10 protein-coding genes, 1 pseudogene and 1 riboswitch are annotated in these 11,677 nt (G+C 68.5%); of the genes and pseudogenes, 9 read left to right on the top strand and 2 right to left on the bottom strand.

Annotated elements, in window-relative coordinates:
- Positions 1-347: 347 nt before the first annotated feature.
- Positions 348-836: pseudogene (locus E2651_RS45650) on the bottom strand (M23 family metallopeptidase); the annotation flags it as partial.
- Between the two features lie 335 nt (positions 837-1,171).
- On the opposite strand from E2651_RS45650, the gene rpsB reads away from it, so the two are divergent.
- From rpsB to E2651_RS34360, 5 genes are all read left to right on the top strand, one after another.
- A complete protein-coding gene (rpsB, locus tag E2651_RS34380) occupies positions 1,172-2,095 on the top strand; it encodes a 30S ribosomal protein S2 (protein WP_135335182.1) in 924 nt (307 codons plus the stop codon).
- Positions 2,096-2,188: 93 nt separating this feature from the next.
- The gene (gene tsf / locus E2651_RS34375; protein ID WP_135335181.1) at positions 2,189-3,025 is read left to right on the top strand and encodes a translation elongation factor Ts; all 837 of its coding nucleotides are present in this window, start codon (positions 2,189-2,191) and stop codon (positions 3,023-3,025) included.
- Positions 3,026-3,211: 186 nt separating this feature from the next.
- Entirely contained in the window at positions 3,212-3,973 is a 762-nt protein-coding gene (gene pyrH / locus E2651_RS34370; protein WP_135335180.1) for a UMP kinase, read from the top strand.
- 149 nt (positions 3,974-4,122) lie between these two features.
- Complete coding sequence (frr, locus tag E2651_RS34365; protein ID WP_135335179.1) at positions 4,123-4,680, top strand: ribosome recycling factor; 558 nt, start codon at positions 4,123-4,125, stop codon at positions 4,678-4,680.
- A 33-nt stretch (positions 4,681-4,713) separates the two neighbouring features.
- Positions 4,714-5,769 carry a phosphatidate cytidylyltransferase gene (locus E2651_RS34360; protein ID WP_135335178.1) on the top strand — a complete coding sequence of 352 codons (1,056 nt, stop codon included), beginning with the start codon at positions 4,714-4,716 and terminating at the stop codon, positions 5,767-5,769.
- A gap of 131 nt (positions 5,770-5,900) precedes the next feature.
- Here E2651_RS34360 and E2651_RS34355 read toward each other — a convergent pair whose 3' ends face one another.
- Entirely contained in the window at positions 5,901-6,368 is a 468-nt protein-coding gene (locus tag E2651_RS34355; protein ID WP_135335177.1) for a hypothetical protein, read from the bottom strand.
- A 153-nt stretch (positions 6,369-6,521) separates the two neighbouring features.
- On the opposite strand from E2651_RS34355, the gene rlmN reads away from it, so the two are divergent.
- The 4 genes from rlmN to E2651_RS34335 all read left to right on the top strand — a co-directional run.
- A complete protein-coding gene (gene rlmN, locus E2651_RS34350; RefSeq protein ID WP_135335176.1) occupies positions 6,522-7,628 on the top strand; it encodes a 23S rRNA (adenine(2503)-C(2))-methyltransferase RlmN in 1,107 nt (368 codons plus the stop codon).
- Positions 7,629-7,667: 39 nt separating this feature from the next.
- Positions 7,668-7,785, top strand: a riboswitch (TPP riboswitch).
- Positions 7,786-7,867: 82 nt separating this feature from the next.
- The gene (locus tag E2651_RS34345) at positions 7,868-8,956 is read left to right on the top strand and encodes a thiamine ABC transporter substrate-binding protein (protein WP_135335175.1); all 1,089 of its coding nucleotides are present in this window, start codon (positions 7,868-7,870) and stop codon (positions 8,954-8,956) included.
- A gap of 74 nt (positions 8,957-9,030) precedes the next feature.
- Positions 9,031-10,641 carry an iron ABC transporter permease gene (locus E2651_RS34340; RefSeq protein WP_245239405.1) on the top strand — a complete coding sequence of 537 codons (1,611 nt, stop codon included), beginning with the start codon at positions 9,031-9,033 and terminating at the stop codon, positions 10,639-10,641.
- Positions 10,641-11,677: ABC transporter ATP-binding protein (locus E2651_RS34335; protein ID WP_135335173.1), on the top strand; the 1,037-nt coding region annotated here is incomplete at its 3' end. The genes E2651_RS34340 and E2651_RS34335, both read left to right, overlap by 1 nt.

Genomic DNA, 11,677 nt, shown 5'->3' with positions numbered 1-11,677 from the left:
GCCCACGACACGGGCGGCTTGGGTGGGATGCCGTGATGCGGAGCCTCTGCTCGCAACGAGGGCGGCTTGGGTGGGGTGCCGTGATGCGGAGCCTCTGCTCGTAACGAGGGCGGCTTGGGTGGGGTGCCGTGATGCGGAGCCTCTGCTCGTAACGAGGGCGGCTTGGGTGGGGTGCCGTGATGCGGAGCCTCTGCTCGTAACGAGGGCGGCTTGGGTGGGATGCCGTCGTACGGAACCCCTGCCCACAACGGGGACAGCCTGAGTGGAATGCCATCGTGCGGAACCCCTGCCCACGACGCCGGCGGCCCGGGTGGGATGCCTGATCGCAACAGGGAGGGCAGGCGCAAGAGTGGCACCCCGGTCACCGGTAGCAAGCGTGACGGGGGCCTTTGGAGTAGCCATGGCGGCAGTAGGCCCAGTGGGTTCAGATAGGTCTTTCCTCTGCGCAAGCCCCAGTGCAGGCAGCTCTGGCGGCAGTGGGGCGTCGGGAGTTCCAGGGTGCCCAGAGGGGCGCCCACGGGGATGGAGTCGCCCTTTCTGACATCGGCCCGCACGGGTTCATAGGTCGTACGCAGCGGGGGATCGCCCGTGCCCGTCAGGTCCACCGAGATCACGCCCCGGCCCGCCACCCGTCCCGCGAAGGACACCGTGCCCCCGGCGGCCGCGTGGACCGGTGTGCCCGGTGGTGCGGCGAGGTCCACGCCCCGGTGGCCCCGGCCGTACGCAGTCGCCGGGGGCTCCCAGCCTCGTACGACCGAAGGGCGCACTCCGACGGGCCAGGTGCCGCCCACCCTCGGAACCGGCTCACCGGCGGCGGCCGGGAGCGCCGCCGCCATGATCAGTACCACCACCAGCGCCATCAGGCGCATCTCTCGTCGCATGTGAGACATACGAGAACCGTCCCGTGCCGGGCCCCTCCGCAGGGATCTTGGACCGGATCTGTGGACTACCAGCCGGTTGTGGACAGCGGCGTCACCCGCTGCCTCGCGGGTCCCGTACACTTCTTGTGGCGATCCGGGTCACCGGGTCGACTTCGCACGCCCCGACACCAGGCCATGAAAAGCCAGGTGCCAGCGCCTCTCGGTCCTTTGTGGCACGGCGCATCGCGGGCGTCAGGCGCGACCGCCGTCCGGCGGACGCGGCACAACCGAGAACACCAAGGAGTACGGCCATGGCCGTCGTCACGATGCGGGAGCTGCTGGAAAGCGGCGTCCACTTCGGTCACCAGACCCGTCGTTGGAACCCGAAGATGAAGCGCTTCATCTTCACGGAGCGCAACGGCATCTACATCATCGACCTGCTCCAGTCGCTGTCGTACATCGACCGCGCCTACGAGTTCGTCAAGGAGACCGTCGCCCACGGCGGCACGGTCATGTTCGTCGGCACGAAGAAGCAGGCGCAGGAGGCCATCGCCGAGCAGGCGACCCGCGTCGGCATGCCCTACGTGAACCAGCGCTGGCTGGGCGGCATGCTCACCAACTTCTCGACCGTCTACAAGCGTCTGCAGCGCCTCAAGGAGCTCGAGCAGATCGACTTCGAGGACGTCGCCGCTTCCGGTCTCACCAAGAAGGAGCTTCTCGTGCTCTCGCGCGAGAAGGCCAAGCTGGAGAAGACCCTCGGTGGTATCCGCGAGATGTCCAAGGTGCCCAGCGCCGTCTGGATCGTGGACACCAAGAAGGAGCACATCGCTGTCGGCGAGGCCCGGAAGCTCAACATCCCGGTCGTCGCGATCCTCGACACGAACTGTGACCCCGACGAGGTCGACTACAAGATCCCGGGCAACGACGACGCGATCCGCTCCGTCACGCTGCTCACCCGCGTGATCGCCGACGCCGTCGCCGAGGGCCTCATCGCCCGTTCCGGTGCCGCCACCGGTGACTCGAAGCCGGGCGAGAAGGCCCAGGGCGAGCCGCTCGCCGAGTGGGAGCGCGACCTGCTCGAGGGTGACAAGAAGGACGAGAAGGCCGCCGAGGCCGAGGTCCAGACCTCTGCCGAGACGGAGAAGGTCGCCGACGCCGAGCAGGCCGAGGTTCCGGCCGCCGAGGCTGCGGCCGAGGAGACCCCGGCCCCGGCCGCGGACGCTGAGCAGGCCTGACCTTCACAGGTTCGGTAGTTGACGGCGGGGGCCGATCCGGCCCCCGCCGTTCACCCGTAGATCTTTCAGACTTCGAGAGAGAATTTCAGGATCATGGCGAACTACACCGCCGCTGACGTCAAGAAGCTCCGCGAGCTCACGGGCGCCGGCATGATGGACTGCAAGAAGGCTCTCGACGAGGCCGACGGCAGCGTCGACAAGGCCGTCGAGGCCCTGCGCATCAAGGGCCAGAAGGGCGTCGCCAAGCGCGAGGGCCGCTCCGCCGAGAACGGCGCCGTGGTCTCCCTCATCGCCGACGACAACACCTCCGGCGTGATCGTCGAGCTGAAGTGCGAGACGGACTTCGTCGCCAAGGGCGAGAAGTTCCAGGCCGTCGCGAACTCGCTGGCCGCGCACATCGCCAAGACGTCCCCGGCCGACATCCAGGCGCTGCTCGCCTCGGAGATCGAGGCCGGCAAGACCGTCCAGGCGTACGTCGACGAGGCCAACGCCAACCTCGGCGAGAAGATCGTCCTGGACCGCTTCGCGCAGTTCTCGGGCGCCTTCGTCAGCGCGTACATGCACCGCACCATGCCCGACCTGCCCCCGCAGATCGGTGTCCTGGTCGAGCTGGACAAGGCCGACGCCAACCTGGCCAAGGGCATCGCCCAGCACATCGCCGCCTTCGCGCCGAAGTACCTCTCCCGCGAGGACGTCCCGGCCGAGGTCGTCGAGTCCGAGCGCCGCGTCGCCGAGGAGACCACCCGCGCCGAGGGCAAGCCCGAGGCCGCGCTGCCCAAGATCGTCGAGGGTCGCGTCAACGGCTTCTTCAAGGAGGCCACCCTCCTCGGTCAGCCGTACGCGCTCGACAACAAGAAGTCCGTCCAGAAGGTTCTGGACGAGGCCGGTGTCACCCTGAAGCGCTTCTCGCGCATCAAGGTCGGCATCTGAGTCCGTACCGCGATCGACGGTAGACCCCGCTAGGGTCGACAGCGGTCGCCCGCGTACCCCACGCAGTACGCGACGTACGACCGCAGATCTGACGAGGAGGCCATTGCCGAGCATGGGTTGCGAACAACACCCCACCGGCAGTGGCCTTCTTCGTATGTGCGCCGAGCAAAAAGAAGCGAGAACTCCATGACCACCAAGGCCGACACTAAGAGCGACGACGACAAAGTCGCCGGTCGTTTCCTGCTGAAGCTCTCCGGCGAGGCATTCGCCGGCGGGGGCGGCCTTGGCGTCGACCCCGATGTCGTGCACGCCATCGCCAAGGAGATCGCGGCCGTCGTACGCGACGGAGCCCAGATCGCGGCCGTCATCGGCGGCGGCAACTTCTTCCGCGGCGCCGAACTGCAGCAGCGCGGCATGGACCGGGCCCGCTCCGACTACATGGGCATGCTCGGCACGGTCATGAACTGCCTTGCCCTGCAGGACTTCCTGGAGAAGGAAGGCATCGACTGCCGCGTGCAGACCGCCATCACCATGGGCCAGGTCGCGGAGCCGTACATCCCGCTGCGCGCCGTCCGGCACCTGGAGAAGGGCCGTGTCGTCATCTTCGGCGCCGGTATGGGCATGCCGTACTTCTCCACCGACACCACCGCGGCGCAGCGCGCCCTGGAGATCGACGCCGAGGCCCTGCTCATGGGCAAGAACGGCGTCGACGGTGTCTACGACTCCGACCCGAAGACCAACCCGGACGCGGTGAAGTACGACGCGCTCGGCTACGGCGAGGTCATCACCCGCGACCTGAAGGTCGCCGACATGACCGCGATCACACTGTGCCGGGACAACAAGCTGCCCATCCTCGTCTTCGAGTTGCTCTCCGCCGGCAATATCGCGCGCGCCGTCAAGGGTGAGAAGATCGGCACGCTCGTGGGTGACCACGGCACCCGGGTCTGACCCAGGCACGTCCCCCGAGGGATGGACAAAGCCCTGCCGGTCGGACACGGTGCAGGGAAAGAGACGCGACGCAGCCGACACCCCATGGACTCCCCCTACTTCACCGTGTGGGGGCGCCCCCAGCCCACTCACAAACGCAGGAGCAAGTGGTGATCGAAGAGACCCTCCTCGAGGCCGAGGAGAAGATGGAGAAGGCCGTCGTGGTCGCCAAGGAGGACTTCGCCGCGATTCGCACAGGCCGTGCGCACCCGGCGATGTTCAACAAGATCGTGGCCGACTACTACGGCGCCCTGACGCCGATCAATCAGCTGGCCTCGTTCTCGGTGCCCGAGCCGCGGATGGCCGTGGTGACCCCGTTCGACAAGAGCGCGCTGCGCAACATCGAGCAGGCGATCCGCGACTCCGACCTCGGCGTCAACCCGAGCAATGACGGCAACATCATCCGGGTGACGTTCCCCGAGCTGACGCAGGACCGCCGCAAGGAGTACATCAAGGTCGCCAAGACCAAGGCCGAGGACTCCAAGATCTCGATCCGCTCCGTCCGCCGCAAGGCCAAGGAAGCGATCGACAAGGCGATCAAGGACGGCGACATCGGCGAGGACGAGGGCCGTCGCGGGGAGAAGGAGCTCGACGACACCACCACGAAGTACGTCGCCCAGGTGGACGAGCTGCTCAAGCACAAGGAAGCCGAGCTGCTCGAGGTCTGAGTGCTCGGGTCCAAGGACTGAGGAATCCGATCCGTGAACGACTCTTCCTGGGGGGCGCCTCCCAGAACCGGGTACTGGGGGCCGCCCGACCAGGGCCCTGCTCAAGGGGCTGCCCCGGCAGGTCCCGCGTACGATGCGCATGACGCCCTGTATCCAGCAGAGACGCAGCCCATGCCCATCGTGCCCGACGTGCCTGATGTACCCCAGGAGCCCATGCCCAACGCACCACAGCCCGCCCCCGAAGCGCCTCGTGCGCCTCAGGCGCCGCAGAAGAAGAGCGCGGGCCGTGATCTCGGGGCGGCCATAGGAGTCGGTGTGGGGCTCGGCGCGGTGATCGTCGCGTCGCTCTTCATCGTGAAGGCCGTGTTCATCGGCGTCATAGCGGTCGCCGTGGTGGTCGGCCTCTGGGAGCTCACCTCGCGCCTCGAGGAGCGCAAGGGCATCAAGGCGCCGCTCGTGCCGCTCGCGGTGGGCGGCGCGGCGATGGTCGTCGCCGGATACGTCCGTGAGGCCGAGGGCGCCTGGGTCGCGATGGCGCTCACCGCGCTCGCGGTGCTCGTCTGGCGGATGACCGAGCCGCCCGAGGGCTATCTGAAGGACGTCACGGCGGGCGTCTTCGCGGCGTTCTACGTCCCGTTCCTCGCCACGTTCGTGGCGCTGATGCTCACCGCGGACGACGGCCCGCAGCGGGTGCTCACGTTCCTGCTCCTGACCGTGGTCAGCGACACCGGGGCGTACGCGATCGGCTGGCGCTTCGGCAAGCACAAGCTGGCGCCGCGCATCAGCCCCGGCAAGACCCGTGAGGGCCTGGTCGGCGCCGTGACGTTCGCGATGGCGGCCGGCGCGCTGTGCATGGAGTACCTGATCGACGGCGGCACCTGGTGGCAGGGGCTGCTCATCGGCCTCGCGGTCGGCGTGAGCGCGACGCTCGGTGACCTGGGCGAGTCGATGATCAAGCGTGACCTCGGCATCAAGGACATGGGCACGCTGCTGCCGGGCCACGGCGGCATCATGGACCGCCTCGACTCGCTGCTGCCGACGGCTCCGGTGGTGTGGCTGCTGTTCGTCATCTTCGTGGGTTCCGGCTGACCCGCGTCTGTGTACGAGAGGGGCTCGCCGTCCACCGGACGGCGAGCCCCTTTTTCGTATGCGCCTCGTAAGCGCCTCGTATGCGCCCCGTATGCGCTTCGTATGCGCTCACTTCAGCTTTCGTACGCCACTTACTTCAGCTTGTGGCACGCCTTCTGCGAGAGGTTCTTCCACTGCACGCAGACCAGCGTTCCCTTGCGGAACTTGGGCCCCGTGGTGGCCCCGGGCTTGCCCCACTCGACCTCGGCGGCGTTGCCGTGCGGAACCGAGTGGGCCGGGCGCCAGCTCTTGCCGACGTGGGTCGAGCCGCCCGGCTGCTTGTAGAGCCAGCGGGCCTTGCCGGCCTTGTACGGAGACCTGGCCGTCTGGACGTAGTTCAGGCCGCGCTTGGTGGACCCCTTCTTGTTCCAGTAGAAGAAGGAGACCGAGTACACGCAGGTCCTGCCGCTCTGCTTCACGCAGCGCACCTCTTGGTGCTTGCTCACGCTCGCGGCGGCCTCGGTCCGGGCCCCGGTCTGGGCGTTGGCCGGTGCCGCGGTCGTGACGGCGAGCGCTGCGGTGGCGCCGACGAGAAGCGCCTTCCCCGTTTGATTCAACACGTGCTGATGACCTCCAGCGGAGTTGATGTTGTCAGGGGAGACTGTAGTGATCAGTTCGATCAGTGTCAGGCCCATGACAGATAGAGGCGGCGAGCGGAGACCGGTCTGGTCCGGCCTGGCCGGACTCCCGGCGTCTGAGACACTGGAATCACCATGCCTGTACCCGGAGAACTCACCTTCGTCGCGCCCCGCGGAGCCAAGAAGCCGCCGCGGCATCTCGCCGACCTCACGCCCGCCGAGCGCAAGGAAGCCGTCGCCGCCGCCGGCGAGAAACCGTTTCGCGCCAAGCAGCTCTCGCAGCACTACTTCGCGCGGTACGCGCACGACCCGGAGCAGTGGACCGACATTCCCGCCGGTGCGCGCGGGAAGCTCCAGGAGGCGCTGCTTCCCGAGCTGATGTCCGTGGTGCGGCACATCAGCTGTGACGACGACACCACCCGCAAGACGCTGTGGCGGCTCTTCGACGGGACGCTCGTCGAGTCCGTGCTCATGCGGTATCCGGACCGGGTGACGATGTGCATCTCGTCGCAGGCCGGATGCGGGATGAACTGCCCGTTCTGTGCGACGGGGCAGGCCGGGCTCGACCGGAATCTGTCGACCGCCGAGATCGTGCACCAGATCGTGGACGGGATGCGCGCGCTGAGGGACGGGGAGATTCCCGGTGGGCCCGCGCGGCTGAGCAACATCGTCTTCATGGGGATGGGCGAGCCGCTCGCCAACTACAACCGGGTGACCGGTGCGATCCGCAGGCTGACGGATCCCGAGCCCGATGGTGTCGGTCTTTCGCAGCGTGGGATCACCGTGTCGACGGTCGGGCTTGTGCCCGCCATCCACCGGTTCGCCGACGAGGGCTTCAAGTGCCGCCTCGCGATCTCGCTGCACGCGCCCGACGACGAGCTGCGCGACACCCTCGTACCCGTGAACACGCGGTGGCAGGTGCGCGAGGTGCTCGACGCGGGGTGGGAGTACGCGGCCAAGTCGGGGCGGCGGCTTTCGATCGAATACGCGTTGATCCGCGACATCAATGACCAGGCCTGGCGCGGTGACCGGCTCGGGCGGCTGCTCAAGGGCAAGCCCGTGCATGTGAATCTCATTCCGCTGAACCCGACGCCCGGGTCGAAGTGGACGGCCTCGCGGCCCGAGGACGAGAAGGCGTTCGTGGACGCCATCGCCCGCCATGGGGTGCCTGTCACGGTTCGTGACACCCGTGGGCAGGAGATCGACGGGGCGTGCGGTCAGCTCGCCGCGGCGGAGCGTTAGGCTGGCCGAAACACAACTTCATAGCCGGAACACATCTTCATATTCCGACAGGGGAGCGCCACAGCGCTGAGAGTGCGGCAGCCAAGGACAGGTTGGCCGCAGACCCTCTGAACCTTGCCCGGGTCATTCCGGGTAGGAAGTTCGGACATCACTCAAGCTGTTGCGCCCTGCCCGCGGACCCTTGCGGTCCGTCGGCAGGGCCGCGTCTCTTCCTGGACACACCAGGAGGATTGAACTCAGTGAGTACCACCAAGAAGGTCACGGTCACCGCGGTCGCGGTCGGTCTCGGGCTCGTCGCGCTCTCCGCTTGCGGCAGCTCCGACGGCAGCGGCGACAAGGCCGCCGACTCCAAGAACATCACGCTCGTCACCCATGACTCCTTCAACGTCTCCAAGAACGTACTGAAGGAGTTCGAGAAGCGGTCCGGCTACAAGGTCAGCGTCCTCAAGGACGGGGACGCAGGCGCCGCCGTGAACAAGGCGATCCTCTCCAAGGACAACCCGCAGGGCGATGTCTTCTTCGGTGTCGACAACACGCTTCTGTCGCGCGCGCTCGACCATGACCTCTTCCAGTCGTACGAGGCCAAGGGCTCGGACCAGATCGTTTCGCAGTTCCGCGTCGATCAGGACAAGCGCCGGGTGACGCCCGTCGACAGCGGCGACATCTGCGTCAACTACGACAAGAAGTACTTCGCCGACAAGAAGCTGGCGCCGCCGAAGTCCTTCGAGGATCTGGTCAAGCCTGCCTACAAGGATTTGCTGGTCACCGAGAACGCCTCTACCTCGTCGCCCGGCCTCGGGTTCCTGCTCGGCACCGCCGCCCAGTACGGCGACGACGGCTGGCAGGGCTACTGGAAGAAGCTCAAGGCCAACGGCGTCAAGGTCGTCGACGGCTGGGAGCAGGCCTACAGCCAGGAGTTCTCCGGCTCCACGGGCGGCAAGAAGGCCAAGGGCGACCGGCCGCTCGTCGTCTCCTACGCCTCTTCGCCGCCGGTCGAGGTGCTCTACGCGAAGCCGCAGCCCAAGGAGGCGCCGACTGGCGTCGCGACCGGCACCTGCTTCCGGCAGGTCGAGTACGCGGGCCTGCTCGGCAACGCCAAGAACGAGAAGGGCGGCAAGGCGCTGCTCGACTTCCTGATCAGCGGCGAGTTCCAGGAGGACATGCCGCTGAACATGTTCGTGAACCCGGTGCGCAAGAACGCCGAGCTGCCCGAGCTGTTCGTCAAGCACGGCGTCACGATCGACAAGCCGGAGACCATGGCCCCGAAGAAGATCGCCGACAACCGTGATCAGTGGGTCAAGTCGTGGACCTCGCTCGTACTGAAGTAGGCAAGCCCGGTAAGGGCAAGTCCCGTAAGGGGCGTAAGGGGCTCTCGCGTGGGAGCGCGGCGCGGCTCGGCCTGCTGGCCGTGCCCGTCGCGTTCTTCGCCGTCTTCTTCGCCTATCCGGTCGCCGCGATCGTCGCGCGCGGCCTGAAGGTGGACGGGGAGTGGCAGTTCGGGCGGATCGCGGACGTCATCGGGCAGTCCGACGTGCGGCACGTGCTGTGGTTCACCACCTGGCAGGCGTTCGCGTCGACCGTGCTCACGCTGCTGATCGCGCTCCCCGGCGCGTATGTCTTCGCGCGCTTCGAGTTCAGGGGCAAGCAGGTGCTCCGGGCCGTCGTCACGGTGCCGTTCGTGCTGCCGACCGTCGTCGTCGGGACCGCGTTCCTCGCCCTTGTCGGGCGCGGGGGGCTGTTCGACGAGATGTGGGGCCTGCGGCTCGACACGACCGTGTGGGCGATTCTGCTCGCGCACGTCTTCTTCAATTACGCCGTCGTCGTACGGACCGTCGGCGGGCTCTGGTCGCAGCTCGACCCGCGTCAGGAGGAGGCCGCGCGGATGCTCGGCGCCTCGCGCTGGAGGGCCTGGCGGACGGTGACGCTGCCCGCGCTGGGTCCCGCGGTCGCGGCGGCCGCGCTGATGGTTTTTCTGTTCACCTTCACTTCCTTCGGCGTCGTACAGATCCTCGGCGGTCCCACGTACTCGACGCTCGAAGTCGAGATCTACCGGCAGACCGCCCAGCTCCTCGACCTGTCGACGGCCGCCGTCCTGACCATCGTGCAGTTCGTGGCGGTCGGCCTGATCCTCGCCGTGCACGCCTGGACCGTGCGCCGGCGGGAGACCGCGCTGAAGCTGGTCGACGCCGCGACGGTCGCCCGGCGGCCGCGCGGCGCCGGGCAGTGGGCGCTGCTCGGCGGGGTCATGCTGACCGTCGCCGTACTGATCCTGCTGCCGCTCGGCGTGCTGATCGAGCGGTCGCTGAGCGGCCCCGCCGGCCATGGCTTCATGTACTACAAGGAGCTGACATCGGCGGAGGGCGGCGCCTTCCTGGTCCCACCGATCGACGCGGTCTGGAATTCGCTCCAGTACGCGCTCGCCGCCACCGCCATCGCCCTGATGATCGGCGGTCTCGCCGCCGCCGCGCTGACCCGCAGGGCCGGGCGTCTCGTGCGCGGTTTCGACGCGCTGCTCATGCTGCCGCTCGGGGTCTCCGCGGTGACCGTCGGCTTCGGGTTCCTGATCACGCTGGACGAGCCGCCGCTCGATCTGCGCTCCACGTGGATCCTGGTGCCGCTGGCGCAGGCGCTGGTGGGTGTGCCCTTCGTCGTACGCACCATGCTGCCCGTCCTGCGCGCGGTGGACGGACGACTGCGCGAGGCGGCGGCCGTGCTCGGGGCGTCGCCGCTGCGGGCGTGGCGTGAGGTCGACCTGCCGATGGTGCGGCGGGCGCTGCTCATCGCCGCGGGGTTCGCCTTCGCCGTGTCCCTGGGCGAGTTCGGCGCGACCGTGTTCATCGCGCGGCCGGACAACCCGACGCTCCCGGTCGCCGTCGCGCGGCTGCTCGGGCGGGCCGGGGAGCTCAACTACGGGCAGGCGATGGCACTTTCGACGATCTTGATGGTGGTGTGTGCGGTGTCGCTGCTGCTCCTCGAACGGCTCCGTACCGACCGCACGACTGGGGAGTTCTGATGGGTGGGGCCACGGGAGCGGATGCGGGTGTGGGTGTGGGTGTGGGTGCCGGTGCGGGGCTGCTGACGCTGGCGGACGCGACGGTGCGGTTCGGGGCGCGGGCCGTGCTCGACCGGGTCGGGCTCGAGGTCGCCGAGCACGAGATCGTGTGCGTCCTCGGGCCCAGCGGCAGCGGCAAGTCGACGCTGCTGCGGGCGGTCGCGGGGCTGCAGGAGCTGGACGGCGGGCAGATCCTGCTCGACGGCCGGGACCAGCGCGGGGTGCCCGCGCACAAGCGGGGCGTCGGCCTGATGTTCCAGGACCATCAGCTCTTCCCGCAGCGCGACGTGGCGGGCAATGTCGCCTTCGGGCTGCGGATGCACGGTGTGGCGCGCGGCGAACAGGCGGACCGGGTGGCCGAGTTGCTCGACCTGGTGGGCCTGCCGGGTGCGCAGCGACGGGCCGTCGCCTCGCTCTCCGGCGGCGAGCAGCAGAGGGTCGCGCTGGCACGTGCGCTCGCGCCGAGGCCGCGGCTGCTCATGCTGGACGAGCCGCTCGGGCAGCTCGACCGCTCGCTGCGGGAACGGCTCGTGGTCGAACTCCGGGAACTCTTCGACGAGTTGGGTACGACGGTGCTCGCGGTCACGCACGACCAGGGCGAGGCGTTCGCGCTCGCGGACCGGGTCGTGGTGATGCGGGAGGGACGGATCGCCCAGTCCGGTACGCCACTTGAGGTGTGGCGCCACCCGGCGGACGAGTTCGTCGCGCGGTTCCTCGGCTTCGACAATGTCGTCGACGCGACGGTTTCCGGTGATGTGGCGGACACCGTCTGGGGCAAGATCCCCGTGCCCTTGGGGGTGCGGGACGGCCGGTGCCGGCTGCTGGTGCGGCCCGCCGGGGTGCGGCTCGTGCCCGTCGACGAGGGGCTGCCGTGCATGGTGACGGCGCGGACCTTCCGGGGCACGCATGTCGCCGTCCACCTGGAACCCCGGTCCGGGCCGAAGCTCGAGGCCGCGTGTGCGCTGCGGGATGCGCCTGGGGTGGGGGAGACGGTGGG

This window comes from Streptomyces sp. MZ04 (genome assembly GCF_004684775.1).
Classification (GTDB): domain Bacteria; phylum Actinomycetota; class Actinomycetes; order Streptomycetales; family Streptomycetaceae; genus Streptomyces.
The sequence above is the reverse complement of the archived record's forward strand: the minus strand, read 5'-3'. Positions and strand labels throughout refer to the sequence as shown.

Coding starts and splice junctions, on each gene's coding strand:
- tsf (WP_135335181.1), top strand. CDS start 2,189: ATGGCGAACTACACCGCCGCTGACGTCAAGAAGCTCCGCGAGCTCACG.
- rlmN (WP_135335176.1), top strand. CDS start 6,522: ATGCCTGTACCCGGAGAACTCACCTTCGTCGCGCCCCGCGGAGCCAAG.
- pyrH (WP_135335180.1), top strand. CDS start 3,212: ATGACCACCAAGGCCGACACTAAGAGCGACGACGACAAAGTCGCCGGT.
- rpsB (WP_135335182.1), top strand. CDS start 1,172: ATGGCCGTCGTCACGATGCGGGAGCTGCTGGAAAGCGGCGTCCACTTC.